Source organism: Curtobacterium sp. MCSS17_007 (genome assembly GCF_003234175.2).
Lineage (GTDB): Bacteria > Actinomycetota > Actinomycetes > Actinomycetales > Microbacteriaceae > Curtobacterium.
In genome coordinates this window covers 1,584,754-1,607,405 of sequence record NZ_CP126257.1, presented here as the reverse complement: position 1 = coordinate 1,607,405, position 22,652 = coordinate 1,584,754, and the positions used below count along the sequence as shown (strand labels likewise).

Here is a 22,652-nt window from a genome sequence, read left to right as displayed (position 1 = left end):
TCCCGGCGCAGCGACTCGCGGGCGTCGACGCGCGGGTCGGCGGCTCGGACGTCGGCGTGACGGTCAGGCGTTGCGCTCCGCCGCGAGCAGGCGGTCGAGCGCGGCGACCTGGCCGGACACGAGCAGGGCGCGGGCCTCGTCGAGCGACACCCACCGTGCGTCGTCCACCTCGGGGACCTCGACGAACCGCCCCGAGCCGCGCGGGAGCTCGAGACGGACGATGTTGCTGCGGACCTCCCCGACCGTGAAGTCGTCGGCGCGCAGCGCGAAGACCCGGACGCGCTTGCCCGACGCCTGCTGCACCTCGCCGAGGTCGACCACCTCGCCCTCGGGAGCGGGCACACCGATCTCCTCGGCGAACTCGCGCCGGGCGGCTCCCAGCGGGTCCTCGCCGTCCTCGAGCAGCCCCTTGGGGATCGACCACGCTCGCGGCCGTGCGCGCCAGAACGGTCCGCCCATGTGCGCGATGAAGACCTGTCGGTCAGCGCGCACCGTCGGGCCCCGGTGGAGCAGGAGTCCAGCGCTGGTGACCACGCACCCACGCTAGCCCCGGCGACGTGGACCGGTCCGGCTCCGCCCTGCGGAGCGCACCGCCCGCGTCGGTCGTGCTGTCAGCGGGACCGGTCGGCGACCGACCGCAACTCCGCCGCGACGCGATCGGTCAGCCAGGCGACCCCGCGTTCGTTGGGGTGCAGCGCTCCCGGCTCGAGGTCGATCCGACTGAGGTCGCCGGTGCCGGTGAGCGAGACGCCGGCCACGTACGACCGCTCGCTGGCGCACGCGGAGTGCGCCTGGGACCGGGCGAAGACGTCGACGAACGGCACCCGGGCGGCCTCTGCCGCGGAGGCCGACACCTCGTCGAGTGCCGCCTGGACGCCGTGGAGGTACTCGACGTCCGTGTCCGTGAAGGGGTACGTGTCCTCCGGGAACGTCCCGGCGAGCGTCCCGAGGTCGAGCGCCGAGCGGAAGCAGCCGCGCGCCGGGGTGTGCTCGGCGTCCGGGAAGATCGCGGGGTAGCCCACGAGGACGACCACGGCGTTCGGCGCGGCGCGTCGCACCGCGGCGAGGGTGTCCGCGATGCCCAGGGCGACCCGCGACCGGATGCGCACGTCGAGGTCGTCGACCCCGTCGTGGACGAGGGTGCTGCGGCAGGAGGGGGCGTCCCGGCCCGAGAAGACCGGCCCGATCGGCGACAGCGCGAGGCACGATGCAGCCGTGCCGAACAGGTCGGCGTCGTTGCCGCCGATCGTGAGCGTGACGAGCCGCGTGCGGTCCGACAGCGCCCGGACCTGCGGCGGCACCCCGCGGAACTGGTACCCGGACACGACGTCGCGGCTCGTCGCACCGGCACACGTCACGTCGGTGAGGTCGAGACCGAAGCGGGCCGCGATGCGGTGCGGGTAGTCACGAGCGGACTGCCCGCAGGCGTTCGTCGGCAGGCGCGTCGGGTCGGACAGGCCGTACCCGGCGGAGTAGGAGTCGCCGAGCGCGACGTACTCGCTGCCCGGCGGGACGTCCGACAGCGTCTGTTCCGGATCGTCGGTGACGGGGTACGGCTCCGGCACCGGCCACATCGGCGCTGCTGCCGCCCGTTCCGCGCCGAGGCCGTCGGGCCCCCACGGAACGAGGACGGTCGCTGCCAGGACGGCGAGGACCGCCACGACGGCGGTGAGCCGGTTCCGGCGGGTGGAGCGGTGCAGGAGGTCCTCCGGTGGGGCGTGCGTCGGGCCGCCCCGGGGTGGGCGGCGGCGGGACGGGCAAGGTTACCGGCCCGTCCCGACCGCCGTGGTCAGCGACGTCCCAGGCGCCGCTCGCCCCCGCTGCCGGTCTGGTACTGCAGGCCGTAGTGCTCGTACAGCACGGGCTCGGTCGAAGCCTCGAGCTCGCCGTCCGTCGGGATGGTGGGCGAGTCCTTCACGAGCTTCTTCGGGAAGGCGGTGCGGAGGTGCTTCGGCGCGACGGTGGCGCCGGTGAGCGGGACGAAGAGCAGCTTCTGGAACCCGGGCAGGCCCGTGGTCACGGCGCCGAACGCCGGCTCGGACGTCGCGGTGTCGTAGTAGATGCTCTCGAGCGTGCCGATCTTGTCCTCGGCGTCGTCGACGACGGGCAGGCCGATCCAGTCACGGATGTTTGCGGCTTCGAACACGGGGCGCTCCCTTCGAGCGGTACAGGTCGCCCCTGACGCTACCGACGGGCGTCCGGCGCGTTCACGGCGAACCGGGTGAACCGACCGGCAGCGAGTCCACCGCGGCGAGCACGTCGTCCACGCCGACCGCCAGGAGCGCCGGGTCCGGGTCCTCCGCGAAGACGTCGCCGCGGCGCACGGACGCGTCCGTGAGCACGACGTGCGGTCCGGACGCGGGCGGCCCCCAGGCCTCGGGCGGGGCAGGACCGAAGACCACGACGGACGGGATGCCGTAGGCCGACGCCAGGTGGGCTGCCCCCGTGTCGACGGTGACGACGAGCGCGGCGGACGCGATGACGCCCGCGAAGGCCTGCAGTTCCAGCGCGCCTGCCAGGACCGCCTCCGGCGGCAGGCCGGCCGCCTTCGCGACGGTGGTGGCGCGCTCGACGTCGTCTGCGCCTCCCGTCAGGACGACGTCGAGACCGCGCGCACGCAGCCCGCGCACCACGTCGGCGAAGCGGTCGGTCGGCCAGTGCCGGGCACCGTGGAAGGCACCGATGTGCACGACGGCGGCACCGGGTGCGACCGACGGGGTCTCGGGGCGGGCGATGGCGACCTCGTCCGGGTCGGCGGGGATGCCGTGCCAGGTGAGCAGGCTCGCCCAGCGCTCACGCTCGTGGACGTCGTCCGGCCACACGGGCCCCTCGTACCCGTGGGTCGGGTCGGCGTGCCCGATGACGCGCCTGGCACCGAGCGCGGCGACGAGGTCCGAGGACTCCGGACCGGCACCGTGCAGGTTCACCGCGACGTCGACCGCGCCGGCGGGTGCGGCGATCGCGTGGTCCAGCCCGTGCTGTGCGAGGTGCACGTCGACCGGCAGCAACTCGACCACCGGGGCGAGCCAGGCGGTGGTCGCCAGGGTGATCCGGTGGCCCGGGAACGCGCGCCGGAGGGCGTGCAGGGCGGGGACGGCGACGAGCGCGTCGCCGAGTTTGATGGCGCGGAGGACGAGGAGGTCCGGGCGCCCGTCGGACGGGGGCAGGACGGGGACGGCGGTCACGCTGCGACGCTACCCGGACCTCGCTGGGGCGGTTCCCGGCCGCCGCACGGTACCAAGGAGCATGGCTCTCGCGAAGGACCGTGCGGTGCGCGGCCTGCTCTTCGACCGTGACGACACGCTCGTCATCGACGTCCCGTACAACGCCGACCCGCACAAGGTCGTGCCCGTCCCCGGTGCACACCGTGCCGTGGAGCGTGCCCGCGCCGCGGGACTGCGCGTCGGCGTCGTGACGAACCAGTCCGCGATCGCGAAGGGCCTCGCGACCCGCGAGCAGGTCGACGCCACGAACGCACGGGTCGACGAACTCGTCGGGCCGTTCGACGTCTGGTGCGTCTGCCCGCACGACGCCGGCGACGGGTGCTCCTGCCGCAAGCCCCGCCCGGGCATGGTGCTCGACGCGGCGGAGCGGCTCGGCCTGGACCCCGCCGAGGTGGTCGTCGTCGGTGACATCGGCGCCGACGTCGGTGCCGCCGTGGCCGCCGGCGGGCAGGGCATCCTCGTGCCGACGCCGCGCACCCGCGCCGAGGAGGTCGAGTCCGCCGACACCGTCGCGGCGACCCTCGACGAAGCGGTCTCCCTCGTCCTGGCCCGCGTCCCGGCGGCCCGCGCGTGAGCGGGGGCGAGGGGCCCCGCGTCCTGGTCGTCCGCCTCGACTCGTTCGGTGACGTCCTGGTGGCCGGGCCCGCCGTCCGCGCCGTCGCCGCCGGCGCATCACACGTGACGATGCTCTGCGGTCCGCAGGGCGCTCCCGCTGCCGACCTGCTCCCCGGTGTCGACCGGGTCCGGGTGTGGGCAGCACCGTGGGTCACCGAGACCGCGCGCCCGATCGACGACGCCCTGCTCGGCGAGTTCCGTGCCCTCGTCACCGAGGAGCAGCCCGACGAGGCCGTCGTCCTCACCTCGTTCCACCAGTCCCCGCTGCCCGTCGCCCTGCTGCTCCGGCTCGCCGGTGTCGCGCGCGTGTCCGGAGCGTCCGTCGACCACCCGGGATCGCTGCTGGACGTGCGGCTCCGGCCCGGCGAGGACCTGCCCGAGGACCTGCCGGAACCCGAACGTGCGCTCCGCATCGCCGAGGCCGCGGGGTTCGCGTTGCCGCCCGGGGACGAGGGGAGGCTCGCGGTGCGCCACGAGGCCGTCGCGCCGCCCGAGGTGGTCGCGCTGGACCGGTACGTCGTGGTCCACCCGGGCGCGAGCGTCCCCGCACGTTCCTGGCCGGAGGACCACCACCGCGCGCTCGTCGCGGCGTACGCCGGACGGGGCGTGCCGGTCGTCGTCACGGGGAGCCCGGGTGAGCGCGCACTGACCGCCGCCGTCGCCGGTGACACCGCGGTCGACCTCGGCGGCCGCACGACGCCCGCCGAGCTCGCCGCCGTGCTGGCGGGCGCCGAGGTCGTCGTCGTCGGCAACACCGGACCCGCGCACCTCGCCGCCGCCGTCGGGGCCAGGATCGTCAGCCTGTTCTCCCCCGTCGTGCCGGCCGTGAAGTGGGCGCCGTACGCCCCGGACGTCGAACTGCTCGGCGACCAGTCCGCCGCGTGTCGTCTGAGCCGTGCCCGCGAGTGCCCGGTGCCGGGCCACCCGTGCCTGTCCGGAGTGCGCGTGGAGGACGTCCTCGCGGCCCACGACCGCCTGGTGGGACGGGGGACGACGGTCGGTCGGACTGCGCTCAGCGGATGAACCGGAGAAGTCTGCGAAGCACCGCAGCGACCACTGCGTAGCGTGCGCCACTGCTCCTCCTGCTCCTCACACCGGCAGCCGCGCGACGCGCGGAGGGCCGCGTGGGCAGCTGCCCGGAGGGGCACCGACCCGTCGAAAGGCCCTGCATGCGGATCCTCGTGTGGCACGTGCACGGCGGCTGGATGGACGCCTTCGTCCGCGGCCCCCACGAGTACCTCATCCCGACCACACCGGCCCGCGACGGCTGGGGTCTCGGCCGGGGTGGCCGCGAATGGCCCGACTCCGCGATCGAGATCGACCCGGCCGACGTCGCCGACGCCGAGGTCGACGTGGTCGTCCTGCAGCGCACCGAGGAGCTCGAGGAAGCACGCCGCCTGCTCCGGGGACGGGACGTCCCGATGGTGTTCGTCGAGCACAACGCCCCGCGGGTGGACGTGCCGAGCAGCCTGCACCCGATGCGTGACCGCGACGACCTGGTGATCGCGCACGTCACGCACTGGAACGCGTTGATGTGGGACTGCGGCACCACCCGCACGACCGTGGTCGAGCACGGTGTCGTGGACCCGGGCCCCCTGTACACCGGCGAGCTCGAACGCTTCGGCGTCGTCATCAACGAACCGGTGCGCCGCGGTCGTGTCGTCGGGACCGACCTGCTCCCCCGCTTCGCACAGGTCGCCCCGGTCGACCTGTGGGGCATGGGCACCGAGCGACTCCCGGAGCTCGGCTTCGGTGACCGCGTCGTCGCGCTCGGCGACGTGCCCGCAGTCCCCATGCACGCGGCGCTCGCGCAGCGACGCGCGTACGTGCACCCGAACCGCTGGACCTCGCTCGGGCTGTCGCTCATCGAGTCGATGCACATGGCGATGCCGGTGCTCGTCCTCGCGACGACCGACGCGGTGCGGACCGTGCCCCCCGAGGCCGGCGCGATCGCGACCGACGTCGACGAGCTGGTCCGGGCCTCCAGGACGCTCCTGGAGGACCCCGAGGAGGCCCGCCGTCGCGGTGCCGTCGCCCGCGAGGCCGCACTGGCGCGGCACGCGCTCGGTCGGTACCTCGCCGACTGGGACGACCTCCTCGACGACGCCGTCGCGCGCGGTGCGCGACGGGAGCACGCGGCGTCCGCCGCGCTGGAAGGGAGCCTCCGATGAAGATCGCGATGGTGTCCGAGCACGCGAGCCCCCTCGCCGTGCTCGGCGGTGTCGATGCCGGTGGTCAGAACGTGCACGTCGCCGAGCTCTCCGGCGCCCTCGCCGACCGCGGCCACCAGGTCACCGTCTACACGCGGCGCGACGACGCCCACCAGCCCGTCCGCGTGCTCCTGCGTCCGGGCGTCGAGGTCGTGCACGTCGACGCCGGTCCCGCTCGGCACGTGCCGAAGGACGACCTGTTCCCGTACATGGACACGTTCGCGTCCGTGCTCGCGGCGGAGTGGTTCGTCGACCGGCCGGACGTCGTGCACGGGCACTTCTGGATGTCCGGGCACGCAGCGCTCGAAGCCGTCAAGCAGGTGCAGAACCGCACCGGCGGTGTGCGCATCCCCGTCGTGCAGACCTTCCACGCGCTCGGCGTCGTGAAGCGTCGCCACCAGGGCACCGCCGACACCAGCCCCGCCGAGCGCGAGTGGATCGAACCCGCGGTCGGCCGCAGCGTCGACCAGGTGGTCGCGACGTGCTCGGACGAGGCGTTCGAGCTCAAGGCGCTCGGCGTCCCGCTGCACGCCATCTCGGTCGTGCCGTGCGGCGTCGACACGGAGCTCTTCCGTCCCGACGGGGCCGTCGAGGAGCGCGGCCGCCCGTTCCGCGTCCTCACCGCGTCGCGTCTGGTCCGTCGGAAGGGCGTCGGCACGACGATCGCCGCCCTCGCGAAGCTGCTCGACGAGGGCCGCGACGTCGAGCTCGTCGTCGTGGGCGGTGCCGGCACCGCCGGAGCCGACCTGCCGGACGACCCGGAGTACCAGCGTCTCGACGCCCTGGCACGCTCGCTCGGCGTCCGCGAGCACGTCACCTTCCGTGGCCAGCTCGGGCAGCAGGACATGCCGTCGGTCTACCGCAGCGCCGACGTGGTCGTGTGCGCCCCCTGGTACGAGCCGTTCGGCATCGTCCCGCTCGAGGCCATGGCGTGCGGTCGTCCGGTCGTCGCGTCGAGCGTCGGCGGGCTCATCGACACGGTGGTCGAGGACGCCACCGGCCTGCACGTCCCGCCGCGCGACGAGGACGCGGTCGCCGCCGCCGTCGGAGCGCTGCTCGACGACGCCGAGCGGCGCGAGGCCTACGGCCGGGCCGGACGCGAGCGTGCCGAGACCCGCTACACGTGGCACAAGGTCGCCGCGGACAGCGAGCGCGTCTACGAGCGGCTCGTGGCCGGCTCCGCGAACGGCGTCCACGCGACGAACGGTGTCCACGCGACCCCGGCCGCGGCCACCGGCAGCACCCCCGTCCCGACCCCACCCGCCACCCTGACCCCGGGCGCACGCACCGGACGCGCCGGACGGACCTCCCGTCCGACGCCCGCGGCGCTGCCGCACCCGACGGAGAGGACCGCACGATGACCATCGAGCAGCAGACCGGCACGCGCGAGCCGGCGACCGAGAACGACAGCGTCCGGACGGTCGTCGACCACGTCGCCGCCTCCGTCCCCGTGATCGCCTCGCTCGTCGACCACAAGGACCACATCGCCGCCTGGGCCGACGACATCGCCGCCCGCCTGGTCGCCGGCCGCCGACTCCTGGCCGCAGGCAACGGCGGGTCCGCCGCGGAGGCGCAGCACCTGACGTCCGAGCTCACCGGCCGCTTCGACGGCGACCGCCCGGCGTACTCGGCGATCTCGCTGCACGCCGAGAGCTCCGCCGTCACCGCGATCGGGAACGACTACGGCTACGACGAGGTGTTCGCCCGCCAGGTCACGGCACACGCCCGCGCCGGCGACGTCGTCGTCCTCCTCAGCACGAGCGGGAAGAGCCCGAACCTCCTCCGCGCCGCCGCGGCCGCGCGAGCCGTGGGTGCGCGGTCGATCGCCATGACGGGCCCCGGTCCGAACCCCCTGGCCGAGGCGGTGGACGACGCGATCTGCATCGACGGCCCCTCCGCGAACGTGCAGGAGGCCCAGCTCGTCCTCGTGCACGCCCTCTGCCGCGCGATGGAGCCGGCCCTCCGTCGGGGCGGCCGCCGGTGAGCGGCGGCCAGCGCGCAGCGGCCGACGGCACCCGTCGCCGCATCGTCGTCGTCGGCGACACCCTGCTCGACGTCGACGTGTCCGGCACGAGCGAGCGGCTCAGCCCGGACGCTCCGGTGCCCGTCGTCGACGTCCGCACCGACGACCGCCGTGCGGGCGGTGCCGGCCTGGTGGCCTCCATGCTCGTGCGCGACGGACACGACGTCACGCTCGTGACCGTCCTCAGCGACGACGACCGTGCCGACGAGATCCGCGCCCTGCTGCCGGACGTGCACGTCGTCGCCGGTCCGTCCGGCGCCCCGACGCCCGTGAAGACCCGCGTCCGCGTCGTCGACCACGCCCTGGTCCGCATCGACGAGGGCTGCGCGACTCCCCCGGTGCCCGACGCGACCCCCGAGATGACCGCGGCGCTCGAGGGCGCCGATGCGGTCGTCGTCGCCGACTACGGTCGCGGGGTCGCCGCCTCCGAGGGCCTCCGTCAGGCCTTGACCGCCGTCGCGCAGACCACCCCGGTCGTCTGGGACCCACACCCCAAGGGCGCGGCACCCGTGGTCGGCACCGCCGTCGTCACGCCGAACTCCGCCGAGGCGCGTCGGTTCACCGACCTGCCGGGCGAGGGCGTCCCCTTCGCCACCGACGCCGCCGCGACACTCGTCGAGACGTGGGGGGTGGACGCGGTCGCCGTGACCCTCGGAGACCGCGGCGCACTCGTCGCCTCCCGCCGCGGCGACGGCGATGCCCGCGCGTCGTCGCTCGACAGCCGCTTCGTCCCTGCGCCCTCCGTCACCGCCGGCGACCCGTGCGGTGCCGGCGACCGACTCGCCGCCGGCGTCGCGGTCGCCCTGGCCGAGGGGGCCGACGTCGCAGACGCCGTCGCCGCCGGTGTCCTCGCCGCCTCGGAGTACCTGGCGGCGGGTGGCGTCACCGCGCTCTTCGCCGACGACGGGCCGGCCCCCGTGCAGGTCCCCGGCGTCGACCGCGACGCGATGCGGGTCGTCCACGACGTCCGGAGCGCCGGCGGCACGGTCGTCGCCACCGGCGGGTGCTTCGACCTGCTGCACGCCGGGCACGCCCGGACGCTGTCGGCGGCGCGGGCGCTCGGTGACTGCCTGGTCGTGTGCCTCAACTCGGACGACTCGGTCCGCGCGCTCAAGGGCCCGGAGCGGCCGATCATGAGCCAGGACGACCGCGTGGAGCTCCTCCTCGCGCTCGACTGCGTCGACGCCGTGGTCGTCTTCGACGAGCACACCCCCGACGAGGCGCTCCGTCGCTTCCGCCCGGACGTCTGGGCCAAGGGCGGCGACTACGCCGCGAGCGAGCTCCCCGAGGCGGCCACGCTCGCCGAGTGGGGTGGCCGCGTCGTCACCGTCCCGTTCCACCCCGGTCGGTCCACCACCCGGCTCGCGGCCGCACTCGCCGCCGTCGGCTGACCCCGCACCGTCCCGACCGCGCACCGGACGGGAGGCACGGCGCACCGCCGCCACGTGCCTCCCGTCCGGTGGGCGGCACCACACTCGTCCCGTCGGCACCGCCGACGGACCGGCACCACGCACCTCCCGGAAGGAAGTCCATGCCCGTCCCCACCACCCCCATCGGCCGCGTCCTCGTCACCGGCGGCGCCTCGGGTCTCGGCGCGGCGGTCGTCGCCGCGGTCGCCGAGGCCGGCGGTACCCCGATCGTCCTGGACCTCCGTGTCGACGCCGTGCCCGAGGGCACCGACGCCGTCGCCGTGGACGTCACGGACACCGAGGCGACCGAGCGCGCCTTGCGCGAGGCCGCGGAGCGCCACGGCGGCCTCGACGCCGTCGTCACCGCGGCCGGCATCGACACCCCGGCCCCGATCGGCGGCATCTCGTCGGGTGACTGGGAGCGCATCGTCGGCGTCAACCTCCTCGGCACCGCCGCGGTCGTCCGTGCGGCGCTGCCCGCCCTCGAGGCCACGCACGGCCGTGTCGTCACGATCTCGTCGTCCCTCGCGCTGCGCGGTGTCGGCGACGGCACCGCGTACTCGGCGTCGAAGTTCGGCGTCCGCGGGTTCTCTCAGGCGCTGGCGGCCGAGACCGCGGGTCGCATCGGTGTGACGAACATCATCCCCGCCGGCATGCGCACGGCGTTCTTCGAGGGCCGCACGGAGCAGTACAAGCCGGGCCCGGACGCGCAGCTCATCGAGCCGGAGTACGTGGCGAACTCGATCCTGTTCGCGCTGTCGCAGCCGGCCGGCTGCGAGATCCGCGAACTGTCGATCATGCCCGCGACGGAGCCGAGCTGGCCGTAGGCACTCGCTGACGCGACGACGGGAGGCGCAGTGCCGGACGGCACCGCGCCTCCCGTCGTCCGTCCGGTGACGTCGCAGTGGGATGTCCGGGATTCCGATCCGTGGATCCACGACACCAGCCGCGCGTCGGTCGCGACCTCGGCGGACGTGAGCGGGATGTCGTGGAACCTCGAGGATCGCACCCGCGCAGGCGCGGAGTGGTCAGGCGACCGGTGTCGCAGCACGCTCTCGCGGACGCACCGTCGCGAGCAGGTCCGCGACGTCGGCGAGCACGGCGTCGGGCTGCACCTCGTCGACGTACGACGGGTCGTGCTCGCACCGTTCGGCGGTCCACCCGACCTGCGTGACGTCGATCCCGCACACCGGGCAGCGCGTGACGAACGACAGGTGCACGCGGTGGCGTCCACGGTCGATCGGACCCGCGTTCACGACGTTGCCGAACCAGAAGACGCCGACCGTGGGCGTGCCGACGGCGACCGCCAGGTGCCGCGGACCGGAGTCGTCGCCGACCAGCACGTCGGCCGCGGCGAGCACGGCGGGCAGGTCGGCGAGCGGCAGCGCGTCCGTCAGGTCGTGCAGCCGCTCCTGCAGCCCCGTCGGGACCGCATCCCGGATCGCCCGGGAGGCGGGGACGTCGGTCGCGTCGCCGACGAGCACGACGTCGTCACCGGCGTCGAGACGGGCGGCGACCACGGCGGCGAAGCGTTCCGGGCTCCAGCGGCGCCGAGGGTCGGTGGCACCCGGGTGGACGGCGACGAGGTGCCCGCTGACGCCGAGCCGCTCGCGCGCGGCCTCCCGCTCCTCGGCGGCGACGTGCACACGCGGGTCGAGCGTGACCGGTGCCGCCCCGGCGAGCGAGGCCACCTCGAGCCCGCGGAGCACCTCGTGCTGGTAGTAGACGTAACGGACCCAGCGCTCCAGGACCTCGGCGTCCTCGGTCGCGGTGCCGACGGTGTGCCGTGCCCCGAGGCGGAGCAGGAACGGGTTCGAGTTGCGCCCGCCGCCGTGCAGCTGGACGGCCAGGTCGAACCGGCCACGCAGGCGCGACTCGAAGTCCTCGACGGTGGGTGCGTCCTCGCCGGCATCACGCACCCCCGGCGAGACCGGGAGTTCCTCGAAGGCGTGGACGGCGTCGGTGCGGCCCCGGAGGACGGCCGGAGCCAGCGGGCTGCCGAGGAGGGTGATGCGGGCGTCGGGGTACGCGGCGTGCAGTGCCTCGAGCGCGGGGACCGCGAACAGCAGGTCCCCCAGGCCACCGCCGCGGAGCACCGCGATCTCCCGGACGTCGTCGAAGCGTTCTCCACCGTTGCCGATCAGTTGCACCAGACCCGTCTACCGGAACGGAGCCGTGAGCGCTGCCGGGACCACCCGTCCAGGGCACACGCGGTGCGCTCTCCGGACCGATCACCCGAAACCGGCACCCCGCACAGGGTCCCGGGAGCAGCGTGGAACGGTACGCCCGTCTCCGGAAGGACACCATGACCCTCGCCACCCCGTCAGCGACCGTGACCGACAGCGACCACCTGGTCGTCTCCGACCCCGTCGACGGGTCGATCGCCACGACGACGCCGCGCTCCACGAGCGAGGACGTCGCGAACGCGGTCGCGCGTGCACGGGCGGCCGCCCCCGGCTGGGCGCGGACCGCACCGGCGGAGCGCGGAGCCCTGCTGCACGCCGCAGCGGCACACCTGCGCGAGCACGCCCAGGAACTCGCCGACCTGAACACCCGCGAGACGGGCAAGGTCCCCGGCGACGCGATGGGCGGGGTGCAGGCCGGCATCGGCACGCTCGTGCAGTACGCCGAGCTCGGTCCGGTCCACCGCGGTGAGGCACTCCGCGGGCAGTTCGGTGCCGCCGACTGGTCGGTCCCCCACCCCCGCGGCGTGGTGCTCGCCCTGACCCCGTGGAACGACCCGGTGGCCGTGGCACTCGGCATCATCGGTGCGGCCGTCGTCACCGGCAACACCGTGGTGCACAAGGGCAGCGAGCGGTGCCCCGGAACGATCGCCCGCCTGAACGCGTTGCTCGCCGAGGTCCTGCCGGAGGGGGTCCTGGTGGGCGTCGACGGCGACGCCGCGACCGGCGAGGCCCTGCTCGGGCAGGACGGCATCGACGTCTACGCACACGTCGGCTCCACCGCGACGGGCGACCGCCTGACCGAGGTCGCCGCCGGGACCCGCGCACACGTCATCCGCGAGAACGGTGGCAACGACGCGGTCGTCGTCGACGCCGATGTCGACCCCACCTGGGCCGCCGCGCAGGTGGCACTCGGCGCCTTCGCCAACACGGGCCAGATCTGCACGAGCGTCGAGCGCGTCTACGTGCACCGCGACGTCGCCGAGGAGTTCACCGCGGCGCTCGTCGCCGAAGCCGAGCGGCGGACCGCATCGCCCGCCGCGGAGTTCGGTCCCCTCGTCGACGACCGGCTCCGCACAACGGTGCAGGCGCACGTCGACGACGCCGTGCAGCGTGGCGCCGTGGTGCGCACGGGCGGCACGACGCCCGGTGGCGTCGGCACGTTCTACCCGGCGACCGTCCTGGCCGACTGCACGGACGACATGGTCGTCATGACCGAGGAGACCTTCGGCCCGATCGCCCCGGTCCGGGTCGTCGAGTCGTTCGACGAGGGGCTGCGTCTCGCTGCAGCCGACCGGTACGGCCTGGCCGCGACGGTGCTCACGGGCGACACCGGTCACGCGCTCCGCGCGGCGGCCGAGCTGCCCGTGGGGACCGTCAAGGTGAACGCCGTGTTCGGCGGTGCTCCGGGCGGCAGCGCCCAGCCCCGTGGCGCGTCGGGTGCCGGTTTCGGCTACGGCCCGCACCTGCTCGACGAGATGACCACGACGACGGTCGTCCACCTCGAGCCCGCTCCCGCCCGCACGACCACCGGAGGCACCCGATGACCGCCGACGTCCGTCTCGTCCGCGACCTGGTCGCCTCGGTCGACGACCGCGAACCCCTCGTCGTCGTCATCGGCGACTGCATCCTCGACCGGTGGACCGTCGGCGAGGCCGAGCGGGTCTCCCGCGAGGCTCCGGCACCCGTCGTGCGCGTCACCGAGACGGTGGCCGTGCCGGGCGGCGCCGCGAACACCGCGGTGAACGCCCGCGCCCTCGGCGCCCGCGTCCGCATGGTCGGCCTGATCGGCGACGACGAGTCCGGTCGCGTGCTCCGTGAACGCCTCGAGACCGCAGGCGTCGACACGTCGTACCTGGTCGAGGTCGCCGGTGCCCGCACCACGACGAAGTCGCGCGTCGTCGGCGGTGACCGCGTCGTGGTCCGCGTCGACGAGATCGCGGCCACGCCGGACGCCCATGCCGGAACCCGCCTCGGCGAGGCCGTCGCCCGCGCCGTCCGCTGCGCCGACGCCGCCGTGGTGTGCGACTACGGCCTGGGCGTGCAGCCCGAGGACGTCGTGCCCGTGCTCGACCGTGACCGTCCCGGTGCCGTCGTGGTGGACGCTCACGACCTCACGCGCTGGGCCGACCTGCACCCGGACCTCGTCACGCCGAACGCGGGCGAGACCGCCGCGCTGCTCGGACGCGACCTCGGCGCCGGCTCCGCCCGGGTCCCCGTGGTCGTGGACGCCCGCCACGAGGTCCTCGCCCGCAGCGGCGCCCACGCGGCCGTCGTCACCCTCGACCGCGACGGCACGGTCCTGCTCGAGCCCGGCGCGGACCAGGCCTTCCGCACCCGTGCCACGCCGGCATCCGAGCAGCAGGCCTCCGGCGCGGGCGACACGTTCTGCGCGGCCGCCACGGTCGCCCTGGCCGTGCGCGCTCCGCTCCGCGACGCGATCGCCGTCGCCCAGGCCGCTGCCGACGTCGTCGTCCGCGAGGCGGGCACCTCGGTCTGCACCGCCGCAGCGCTGATCGACTCCGTGACGGCGCCCGCCGCGACCGTGGTCGACCACGACGACCTCGCGCTGGCCGTCGAGGCCGCTCGCGCCGCCGGCCGCCGGGTGGTCTTCACCAACGGGTGCTTCGACGTGGTGCACCGCGGGCACACCACCTACCTGCGGCAGGCGCGCGAGCTCGGTGACCTGCTCGTCGTCGCCCTCAACGACGACGACTCGGTCCGACGGCTCAAGGGCCCGGAGCGACCGATCAACACGGCGGAGGACCGTGCCGGCGTCCTCGCCGCGCTCGCCTGCGTCGACCTGGTGACCGTCTTCGCGACGGACACCCCGATCCCCCTCATCGAGCGCCTGCGCCCCGAGGTCTACGTCAAGGGCGGCGACTACTCGCCGGAGATGCTCGAGGAGACGGGCGTCGTCCGGGCGTACGGCGGCGAGGTCGTCATGGTCGACTACGTGCCGGAGCACTCGACGACCGCCGTCGTCCGACGCATCCGCGAGGCCACCGCTGCCGCGGCTGCCGCGGCCGGCACGACTCCCGCGTCCGACGACGCGGACTCCCCGGCACCCGCCGTCGAGCCGGACCCGGCACCGTGACCGCCGCCCGCTGGTCCGGCGCCTGGGCACGACCCGTGACGGACGACCGCGGTCCGGCCGAGGTCGACGTCCTGGTGCCGACGGTCGGGCGCCCCGCCGAGCTCGCGACGACGCTCGCCGGGCTCGCGGCGCAGACCGACGTCGCGTTCCGCGTCGTCCTCAGCGACCAGTCGGCGGGCCAGGACGCCGCAGCGGTGCCGGCGGTTGCCGCGATGCTGCGCGTCCTGGAGGCGCAGGGCCGTCCCGTCACGCTCCTCGCCCACCCGGAACGGCGTGGCCTGGCAGAGCACCGGCAGCACCTGCTCGACCACGCCACGGCGCCGACGGTGCTGTTCCTCGACGACGACGTCTGGCTCGAACCGGGCACCGTCCGCCGGATGCTCGACGCGCTCCGCGACCTCGGGTGCGGCTTCGTCGGCAGCGCCGTGCAGGGTCTGTCGTACCTGCAGGACCGTCGTCCGCACGAGACGGCCGTCTTCGAACCGTGGGACGGCCCCGTCGTGCCCGAGGTCGTCCGACGCGGCACACCCGGCTTCGACCGGCTGTCGTTGCACAACGCCGCGAACCCGGCGCACGTCGCGGCGGAGCTCGACGTCGAGCCGGGCGGCTGGGTGCCCTACCGGGTCGCCTGGGTCGGCGCGTGCGTGCTGTACGACCGCGAGGCGCTCGAGGCGGTCGGCGGATTCGGCTTCTGGCCGTCGTTGCCCCCGGAGCACTCGGGCGAGGACGTCGTCGCGCAGTGGCGGGTGATGGAGCGCTTCGGGGGCGCGGGCATCCTGCCGTCCGGTGCGGTGCACCTCGAGAGCCCGACGACCGTGACCGACCGCCGTGTCGACGCTCCGGACGTCCTGTTCGACGACCACGAGCCGAGCCGGCACCGGCGCTGAGCCCACACCGGGCACGAGCGGCGCTCGTCGTCTTCGTCCCGGTCGCTGCCGGCCCTCGTGGTGCCACCCGCTCGGGCGTGACGAGGACGGGGCAGCGGAGCGGTTCCGGCAGGTGGACGGGAGCGGACGGCGCGGTGAACGCTCGCCGGCGCTCCCGCGAGAGGCCCGTGACGGCGCCGCCACGGGCCTCCCGGCCGGTCCGCCGGACGCGGAGCCCACCGGACGTGACCTGTGCTCCGGGCCGGCAACAGGGCAGGATGGCCACACCACCAGTGAGCAGGAGGACCACGATGGCGACGTTCACCCGAGGCTTCGGCGGCCGACGCGACGACCGTGACGACCCGCGCATCCCGCCCGGACAGACCCTCGTCCGCGACTGGCCGGTCCTCTCCGCCGGTGCCACTCCCGACATCGAGCCGGCCGACTGGAGCTTCTCGATCCGCACCGAGTCGGGGCTGCGCACCTGGAGCTGGGACGAGGTGCACGCGCTCGGTGTCGAGGACGTCACCGTCGACATCCACTGCGTCACCCACTGGACGAAGCTCGACATGCCTTGGCGGGGCGTGCCGCTCGACCGCCTGTTCGCGGACGTCGAGACCTCGCTCGACTTCTGCACGGTGCACAGCTTCGGCGGCTACACGACGAACGTGCCGCTCGACGAGCTGCTCGACGGGCAGTCGTGGATCGCCTTCGAGGCGGACGGCGAACCCCTGACCCCCGAGCACGGCGGCCCGGCCCGCCTGCTCGTGCCCCACCTGTACTTCTGGAAGAGCGCGAAGTGGGTGCGCGGCATCGTCATGCAGGCCGAGGACGAGCCCGGCTTCTGGGAGAACGCCGGGTACAACATGCACGGCGACCCCTGGAAGGAGGAGCGGTACTGGTGAGCGGCCCCTCCCCCGTCGACGGCCTGGAGGCCCGGACCGGCCCGCGCACGCCGGTCCCTGTCCGCAGGCGGCCGGCCTGGCACGCCGCCACCGTCGCCTCCGTCGCGCAGGAGACACCGAACGCGCGCCGCATCGTCCTCGACGTGCCGACCTGGCCCGGCAACGACCCGGGCCAGCACCTCGACCTCCGACTCACCGCGGAGGACGGCTACCAGGCGTCCCGCTCGTACTCCGTCGCCTCGGCAGGCGAGGGCACCCGTGTCACGCTCGCGGTCGACCGGGTCGAGGGCGGCGAGGTCTCGCCCTTCCTCGTCGACGCGATCGAGGTCGGCGACGCCCTCGACGTGCACGGCCCGCTCGGCGGGTGGTTCGTGTGGCGCCCCGGCGAGTCGACGAGGCCGGTGCAGCTCGTGGCGGGTGGCTCCGGCATCGTCCCGCTCCTGCCGATGGTCACGTCCCACGCCGAGGCCGACGACCCGACGCCCTTCCGACTGCTCATCGCCACGCGCACACCGGACGACGTCTTCTTCCGGCGGGAACTCGACGAGGCGTCCCGAGCGTCCGCGCCGCTCGACGTCACGCACGTCTACAGCCGACGAGCACCCGAGGGCTCCGACGAGCCGGTCGGCCGGCTGACACGTGAGCGGCTCGCGCGGGCGGTCCTGCCGGCCGACGCGGGCGCCCGCGTGTACGTCTGCGGGTCGACGCCGTTCGTCGAGCAGGTCCTCCGGTGGCTCGGCGAACTGGGGCACGACCTGTCGGACGTCCGGGCCGAGCGCTTCGGCGGAGCCTGACGAGGTCCCCAGGGGGTGCCGGGCACCGTCGATCCAGCAGGACGACGACGAAGGCCCTGGTCGGTGACCAGGGCCTTCGTGTTCCGAGCGGATGACGAGATTCGAACTCGCGACCCTCACCTTGGCAAGGTGATGCGCTACCGCTGCGCCACATCCGCGTACGGCATCACTCTACCCTGATCGGGTCGACGGACCGCGATCCGCGCGCCGGCCGGGCGCGTCGTCCCGGACGTCCCCGGCTCACAGGCCCGGCGGGTTGACTCGCAGCATGAGCTACGTGCACGACAACCCGGGCGGTACCGAGGCCCACGGGGTCGACCTCGTCGACGGCGACTCCCCGGCGGTGCGGATCCTGGTCCACGGGGACCTCCCGACGACCATCGAGCACGAGGGCCGCACCTGGTTGGCGACCGGCGACGCGCACGACGACGGCGACCCGTCCGCTCCCCCGATCGCGATCTACCGCCCGGTCTGACCCGCGGTGGCCCCGGCCGGCGCTGCCGATGACGCGTGCACCTGGACCCGAGCAGAGTCGGACGTGCACGCGACCGCAACGCAGAGAGGACGACGCACGTGACCGACGTCTCCAGCCAGCCGCCCGCCGAGGGCGACGACCGCAAGGTCCTGACCAACCGACAGGGCCACCCCGTCCACGACAACCAGAACCAGCGCACCGTCGGAGCCCGCGGCCCCGCAACGCTCGAGAACTACCAGTTCCTCGAGAAGATCAGCCACTTCGACCGCGAGCGCATCCCGGAACGGGTCGTGCACGCGCGCGGGGCCGTCGCCTTCGGCTACTTCGAGGCCACCGGCACCTGGGGCGACGAGCCGATCGCGCAGTACACCCGCGCGAAGCTGTTCCAGGAAGCCGGCAAGCGCACCGACCTGGCGATCCGGTTCTCGACCGTGATCGGCGGTCGTGACTCGTCCGAGGCCGCCCGCGACCCGCGCGGGTTCGCGGTGAAGTTCTACACCGAGGACGGCAACTGGGACCTCGTCGGCAACAACCTCGGCGTGTTCTTCATCCGCGACGCGATCAAGTTCCCGGACGTCATCCACTCGCTGAAGCCCGACCCGGTCACCTTCCGGCAGGAGCCCGCGCGCATCTTCGACTTCATGTCGCAGACGCCCGAGTCGATGCACATGCTCGTCAACCTGTTCAGCCCGCGTGGGATCCCCGCGAACTACCGGACGCAGCAGGGCTTCGGCGTGAACACCTACAAGTGGGTGAACGCGGACGGCGACACGAAGCTCGTCAAGTACCACTGGATCCCGTCCGTCGGCGTGAGCTCGATTACCGAGGCCGACGCCGCCGCCGTGCAGGCCGGCGACCTCGGGCACGCGTCGAAGGACCTCTACGAGGCGATCGAACGCGGCGAGTACCCCGAGTGGGAGCTCCGTGTGCAGCTCATGGACGACCACGACCACCCCGAGCTCGACTTCGACCCGCTCGACGACACGAAGGTCTGGCCCGAGAACGAGTTCCCACCGAAGCCCGTCGGCAAGATGGTGCTGAACCGGAACGTCACGAACCACTTCGCCGAGAACGAGCAGCTCTCCTTCGGCACGGGTGTCCTCGTCGACGGCCTCGACTTCTCGGACGACAAGATGCTCGTCGGTCGGACGTTCTCGTACTCGGACACCCAGCGCTACCGCGTCGGCCCGAACTACCTCCAGCTGCCGGTCAACGCGCCGAAGAACGCGGCGGTCGCCACCAACCAGCGCGACGGGCAGATGGCGTACCACCAGGACCACGGTGGCGAGAACCCGCACGTCAACTACGAGCCGTCGATCACCGGCGGCCTGCGCGAGGCCGAGTACCCGACGCACGACGACCAGGGGCCGGAGATCGTCGGCCGACTCACCCGCAAGCGCATCCCTCGGACGAACGACTACACCCAGGCGGGCCAGCGCTACCTGCTGTTGGAGGACTGGGAGCGCGACGACCTCGTCGCGAACTTCGTGGACCTCATCTCGCAGGCTGCACGCGCCGTGCAGGAGCGCATGCTGTGGCACTTCTACATGGTCGAGGACGACCTCGGTCAGCGTGTCGGCGAGGGCCTCGGGATCGGACTCGACGAGGTGAAGGACCTGCCGCCGCTGCAGTCGCAGACCCTCGACGACGACGAGCTCGACCGCCTGGCGAACCTGGGCCACAACGGCCGTCGCGATGTCGACGGCCTCCTGATGACCCACTGCGTCCCCGACGAGCGGGCCGTGCGCGTCTGAGACACGACCGCAGGGCGGACGGGAGGCGCGGTGCCGGACGGTGCCGCGCCTGCCGGACGACCGTCCGGAGACCGCCGACACAGCGTCGCCGTGTGGCCGGCGAGGAGGTCCCGGACCGGTGCAGTGGCGGGGCGGGCATGCAGGCAGGGTCCGGCGGCCGATCAGTCGTGGACGTACTCGTCCGTCGGGTCGGGGCGTTCCCGGTCTCCCACCCAGAAGCCGAGGGTCTTCCCGGTGCGCACACCGCTCGTGTGGATGAAGTGGCCGTCGTCGAAGAGGATCTCGATGATGTTCCCCTCGTTCAGTTCCCACGTGCCGGCGAAGTCGACCGGGTAGCCGCCGAGCACTCGTCGGAGTCGTCCGTCGGCACCTCGTGGATGCAGGTGATGCTCTGCGGGACACCCGACGCCGTGGAGGTGTGGTCGGCGCGCATCACGATGGTGCTGCCACCGTCGGGTGCCAGTGTCCATGTGCCGACGGGGTCCGCGAGCGGTTCGAAGAACGACGACGAGCAGCCCGTCGCCGTCAGCAGTGTCGCGGCACCGTCTGCCACGACCGCCGTCCGCCTGTTCCGCACGGCGCCCCCGCTCGCTCGCTCCACCGTCGAGCGTACGGGTGACCACCTGCGGACGCCGGACCCATCGGGAAGACCTGGTCTGCGGCATCCGGTGTGGCGATCACCACGCGATGACCGGGGGCGGTGGACCAGCCGAGTCCGCTGCTCTGCGCCATGGATGCCGGCGAAGTGGTGTCGCTCGTAGCGGCATCGTCCGATGGCCGGACGGCTGGCGGCCCGGGGGTCAGGTGCGGTCTCCGCGGGCGACGATGAACGCGTCGAACAGTGCCCGTTCGGATCGGTCGCTGGTGGACGCGTCGAGGGCGATGCCGTCTCGGTTCTTCGGCACGTCGATGGGGATGCGCATCGTTGCACCGCAGTTGACATCTGATTGGCCGAGGCGCTCCTTCGTGGCGAGAGATGCACCGCTGCCGTCCGTCATGGCGGTGAACGCGGTCATCGTGAGGTGCACGGTCTTCGTGGACCGGCAGACGGCGAGGACGTCGTACGGGCCCTCGAGGTCGTACTGCAACGCGATGCTGGCGGTCGCCTTCTCCGGGTTGTCGTCGCCGACGACGAGCCGGCCGCCACCGTTACCGAAGCCGCCGGCGAGTTGCGAGGACATCTGAGACATCCACGCGCGCCCGTAGTTCTTCGGCACGGCGTCCTCGTGGCTGCTGCAGCCGGTGAGGAGCGACGCCCCGGCGAGGATCGTGGCGGCTACGGCGGTCGTCGGGCGGATGGCGTGCATCCGCCGGTCATGCCGTGCGCGACGGCTCCCGTGCGACCCCGTCATCGTGGGGTGTGCCCTCGGGCGAGGACAGCACCTGCACGCTGTCCCGCACCTCGAGCAGGGGACGTCGGCAGCTGATGGCTCCTACGGGTTCACGGTCATCTCGTCGCTGCGCGCTTCCAGTCGGAGTTCGCCTCGACGAGGTGCGGGTACACCTCGAGCATCCGGTCCGGATCGACCTGCCACGTGTCGTGGTCCCATTCACGGGTGCCGTCGTCAGGGACGTAGCCGGCGTGGTCGGCGCGACGTTCGGCGACGTTCGACGTGGCGATGTCGTCTCGGGTGCGTTCCAGCAACGGCTGCACGGCGCCAGCGTCGGCGAGCCAGGCGACGACGGCGTCCATGACCGGCGGCCGGGGTCCGGTGCCGCGGGTGTCGTCCATCAACGCCGAGTACACCCGGCCCGGCATGATGAGCCAACCATTCGTCGGGAACTGCGAACCGCGGGCTTCCACCTGCCGACCCCACGACCGGGCTGCGACGATCTCTCGGAGGAGGTGTGTCTCGCAGCGGTGGAAGGCGGCGAGCTCGTTCCGGCCGAGTGGCGGGTACTGGATGGACGCACGCCCCGCGTCGAAGACGCTCGGCTCCGGCGGTGCGGTGAACCACTTCCACCAGTCGCTGAACCGGCTCATGCTGATGCTCCCCCTCGTTCGGCGCCCACGGTAGAGGATGCAGCCCGCGGGCTGCCATGGACCTCGCGGCATGCGGTGGGCTGGAACAGTGCGGGCGGACCGGCGCGATGAAGCGTGGCACTTCTCGAAGGGCAGGTCTCACGGGACGACACGGCGACGACGCGGCGGTTCGGCAGAACGAGCCCCGACCGTGCCGTCACTCTGGGTTGCAGCTGGAGCGGCACGCGTGAAACACGAAAACCCCCGGTTTCCCGGGGGTTTCCTACTGTGGGCGATACTGGGATCGAACCAGTGACCTCTTCCGTGTCAGGGAAGCGCGCTACCGCTGCGCCAATCGCCCAGAGATCTGCTGACCGGAGTCCTGCAGGATCTTGGAGGGTGTTGCTGGAGGTGGGGACGGGATTCGAACCCGCGTGGACGGCTTTGCAGGCCGCTGCCTAGCCTCTCGGCCACCCCACCATCGAGGTTCACGTCTCCGTGAGTACCCGAACGGTGGGATACCCTCTGGTGAGTCGTGGAGGTCCGGAGACTCCCACACTCGAGCGGATGACGAGATTCGAACTCGCGACCCTCACCTTGGCAAGGTGATGCGCTACCGCTGCGCCACATCCGCATTTCGGCGACCCGGAGGCCGCTTCTGTCTCTCCGCTGTCGCGGCGACGAGAAGAACTCTATACGAACCGAGCAGCATCCGCCAAAATCCTCTCCGTTCACCGGGCGTGTCCCGCGCGTTCATGCGGATCGAGGCTTCCTCCAGCGCCCGTTCGTTCCCATGACGACTGCGGCGCCTGGCGAGATCGAGCGTGCCTGGTCGTCCCGATCCACTCGGTACGCCCGTTCCCCTCGGGGTTCCCCGATCCCACCAGCCACGCCCCGCTGCCAACGAGAACGGAGAACCGGGAACCGAGCAACGAGGAGGCACGCCCGCGCCACACCCGGGTGACGCGCCGTGTTCGGTCGAGCGCCGAACGTCCGCTACTATCGACTGGCACGCAAGTGCAGGGGGCGATTGGCGCAGTTGGTAGCGCGCTTCGTTCACACCGAAGAGGTCATCAGTTCGAGTCTGGTATCGCCCACACCACCACGAGAGCCCGGCGCAACAGCGTCGGGCTC

22 protein-coding genes and 5 tRNA genes are annotated in these 22,652 nt (G+C 73.4%); 15 read left to right on the top strand and 12 right to left on the bottom strand.

Annotation, left to right across the window (positions count from 1 at the left end):
* Positions 1–63: 63 nt before the first annotated feature.
* From DEJ22_RS07580 to DEJ22_RS07565, 4 genes are all read right to left on the bottom strand, one after another.
* Entirely contained in the window at positions 64–534 is a 471-nt protein-coding gene (locus DEJ22_RS07580; protein ID WP_258379519.1) for an NUDIX hydrolase, read from the bottom strand.
* A gap of 77 nt (positions 535–611) precedes the next feature.
* Entirely contained in the window at positions 612–1,661 is a 1,050-nt protein-coding gene (locus DEJ22_RS07575) for an SGNH/GDSL hydrolase family protein (RefSeq protein WP_111226029.1), read from the bottom strand.
* Between the two features lie 128 nt (positions 1,662–1,789).
* Positions 1,790–2,146 (bottom strand): PRC-barrel domain-containing protein, encoded by a 357-nt coding sequence (locus tag DEJ22_RS07570; protein ID WP_111226028.1) that lies wholly within the window; start codon positions 2,144–2,146, stop codon positions 1,790–1,792.
* Between the two features lie 61 nt (positions 2,147–2,207).
* Positions 2,208–3,185 (bottom strand): glycosyltransferase family 9 protein, encoded by a 978-nt coding sequence (locus DEJ22_RS07565; RefSeq protein ID WP_111226027.1) that lies wholly within the window; start codon positions 3,183–3,185, stop codon positions 2,208–2,210.
* 61 nt (positions 3,186–3,246) lie between these two features.
* On the opposite strand from DEJ22_RS07565, the gene DEJ22_RS07560 reads away from it, so the two are divergent.
* The 7 genes from DEJ22_RS07560 (at position 3,247) to DEJ22_RS07530 (ending at position 10,308) form a co-directional block, all read left to right on the top strand.
* Complete coding sequence (locus tag DEJ22_RS07560; protein ID WP_111226026.1) at positions 3,247–3,798, top strand: D-glycero-alpha-D-manno-heptose-1,7-bisphosphate 7-phosphatase; 552 nt, start codon at positions 3,247–3,249, stop codon at positions 3,796–3,798.
* Positions 3,795–4,862 carry a glycosyltransferase family 9 protein gene (locus DEJ22_RS07555; RefSeq protein WP_111226025.1) on the top strand — a complete coding sequence of 356 codons (1,068 nt, stop codon included), beginning with the start codon at positions 3,795–3,797 and terminating at the stop codon, positions 4,860–4,862. The genes DEJ22_RS07560 and DEJ22_RS07555 overlap by 4 nt, the downstream gene beginning before the upstream one ends.
* 146 nt (positions 4,863–5,008) lie before the next feature.
* On the top strand, positions 5,009–6,010 hold the full coding sequence (locus tag DEJ22_RS07550; protein ID WP_111226024.1) for a glycosyltransferase: 1,002 nt from the start codon (positions 5,009–5,011) through the stop codon (positions 6,008–6,010).
* Positions 6,007–7,410, top strand: a complete 1,404-nt coding sequence (locus DEJ22_RS07545) for a glycosyltransferase (protein WP_111226023.1) — start codon at positions 6,007–6,009, stop codon at positions 7,408–7,410. The genes DEJ22_RS07550 and DEJ22_RS07545 overlap by 4 nt, the downstream gene beginning before the upstream one ends.
* Positions 7,407–8,033, top strand: a complete 627-nt coding sequence (locus tag DEJ22_RS07540) for a D-sedoheptulose-7-phosphate isomerase (RefSeq protein ID WP_111226022.1) — start codon at positions 7,407–7,409, stop codon at positions 8,031–8,033. The genes DEJ22_RS07545 and DEJ22_RS07540 overlap by 4 nt, the downstream gene beginning before the upstream one ends.
* The gene (locus DEJ22_RS07535) at positions 8,030–9,463 is read left to right on the top strand and encodes a PfkB family carbohydrate kinase (protein WP_111226021.1); all 1,434 of its coding nucleotides are present in this window, start codon (positions 8,030–8,032) and stop codon (positions 9,461–9,463) included. Before DEJ22_RS07540 ends, DEJ22_RS07535 begins: the two co-directional genes overlap by 4 nt.
* 140 nt (positions 9,464–9,603) lie before the next feature.
* On the top strand, positions 9,604–10,308 hold the full coding sequence (locus DEJ22_RS07530) for an SDR family oxidoreductase (RefSeq protein WP_111226020.1): 705 nt from the start codon (positions 9,604–9,606) through the stop codon (positions 10,306–10,308).
* Positions 10,309–10,509: 201 nt separating this feature from the next.
* On the opposite strand, the gene DEJ22_RS07525 is transcribed toward DEJ22_RS07530, so the two are convergent.
* A complete protein-coding gene (locus DEJ22_RS07525) occupies positions 10,510–11,631 on the bottom strand; it encodes a glycosyltransferase family 9 protein (RefSeq protein WP_111226019.1) in 1,122 nt (373 codons plus the stop codon).
* A gap of 155 nt (positions 11,632–11,786) precedes the next feature.
* On the opposite strand from DEJ22_RS07525, the gene DEJ22_RS07520 reads away from it, so the two are divergent.
* The 5 genes from DEJ22_RS07520 to DEJ22_RS07500 all read left to right on the top strand — a co-directional run bounded on the left by DEJ22_RS07520 (position 11,787) and on the right by DEJ22_RS07500 (position 17,326).
* Entirely contained in the window at positions 11,787–13,211 is a 1,425-nt protein-coding gene (locus DEJ22_RS07520; protein ID WP_111226399.1) for an aldehyde dehydrogenase family protein, read from the top strand.
* Positions 13,208–14,761 (top strand): D-glycero-beta-D-manno-heptose 1-phosphate adenylyltransferase, encoded by a 1,554-nt coding sequence (gene rfaE2, locus DEJ22_RS07515; protein ID WP_258379518.1) that lies wholly within the window; start codon positions 13,208–13,210, stop codon positions 14,759–14,761. The genes DEJ22_RS07520 and rfaE2 overlap by 4 nt, the downstream gene beginning before the upstream one ends.
* 35 nt (positions 14,762–14,796) lie before the next feature.
* Entirely contained in the window at positions 14,797–15,648 is an 852-nt protein-coding gene (locus DEJ22_RS07510; protein ID WP_181430657.1) for a glycosyltransferase family 2 protein, read from the top strand.
* Between the two features lie 290 nt (positions 15,649–15,938).
* Entirely contained in the window at positions 15,939–16,532 is a 594-nt protein-coding gene (locus tag DEJ22_RS07505; protein ID WP_111226017.1) for a molybdopterin-dependent oxidoreductase, read from the top strand.
* Entirely contained in the window at positions 16,529–17,326 is a 798-nt protein-coding gene (locus tag DEJ22_RS07500; protein WP_258379517.1) for an FAD-binding oxidoreductase, read from the top strand. The genes DEJ22_RS07505 and DEJ22_RS07500 overlap by 4 nt, the downstream gene beginning before the upstream one ends.
* Before the next feature lie 86 nt (positions 17,327–17,412).
* On the opposite strand, the gene DEJ22_RS07495 is transcribed toward DEJ22_RS07500, so the two are convergent.
* Positions 17,413–17,484 (bottom strand) — tRNA-Gly (locus tag DEJ22_RS07495).
* Positions 17,485–17,594: 110 nt separating this feature from the next.
* Between DEJ22_RS07495 and DEJ22_RS07490 the strand changes: the two genes are divergently transcribed.
* Positions 17,595–17,801: a hypothetical protein gene (locus DEJ22_RS07490; RefSeq protein ID WP_111226016.1), complete on the top strand. Its 207-nt coding sequence runs from the start codon at positions 17,595–17,597 to the stop codon at positions 17,799–17,801.
* Between the two features lie 98 nt (positions 17,802–17,899).
* Positions 17,900–19,555 (top strand): catalase, encoded by a 1,656-nt coding sequence (locus DEJ22_RS07485; RefSeq protein WP_111226015.1) that lies wholly within the window; start codon positions 17,900–17,902, stop codon positions 19,553–19,555.
* Positions 19,556–19,716: 161 nt separating this feature from the next.
* Here DEJ22_RS07485 and DEJ22_RS07480 read toward each other — a convergent pair whose 3' ends face one another.
* From DEJ22_RS07480 to DEJ22_RS07455, 6 genes are all read right to left on the bottom strand, one after another.
* Entirely contained in the window at positions 19,717–19,902 is a 186-nt protein-coding gene (locus DEJ22_RS07480) for a hypothetical protein (RefSeq protein WP_111226014.1), read from the bottom strand.
* Between the two features lie 453 nt (positions 19,903–20,355).
* Positions 20,356–20,862, bottom strand: coding sequence for a hypothetical protein (locus tag DEJ22_RS07475; protein WP_111226012.1), 507 nt, complete (start codon positions 20,860–20,862; stop codon positions 20,356–20,358).
* 140 nt (positions 20,863–21,002) lie between these two features.
* The gene (locus tag DEJ22_RS07470; protein ID WP_111226011.1) at positions 21,003–21,539 is read right to left on the bottom strand and encodes a hypothetical protein; all 537 of its coding nucleotides are present in this window, start codon (positions 21,537–21,539) and stop codon (positions 21,003–21,005) included.
* 268 nt (positions 21,540–21,807) lie between these two features.
* A tRNA-Val gene (locus DEJ22_RS07465) sits at positions 21,808–21,879 on the bottom strand.
* 45 nt (positions 21,880–21,924) lie between these two features.
* Positions 21,925–21,998 (bottom strand) — tRNA-Cys (locus DEJ22_RS07460).
* A gap of 82 nt (positions 21,999–22,080) precedes the next feature.
* Positions 22,081–22,152, bottom strand: a tRNA-Gly gene (locus tag DEJ22_RS07455).
* A 390-nt stretch (positions 22,153–22,542) separates the two neighbouring features.
* On the opposite strand from DEJ22_RS07455, the gene DEJ22_RS07450 reads away from it, so the two are divergent.
* Positions 22,543–22,615 (top strand) — tRNA-Val (locus DEJ22_RS07450).
* Positions 22,616–22,652 lie beyond the last annotated feature (37 nt).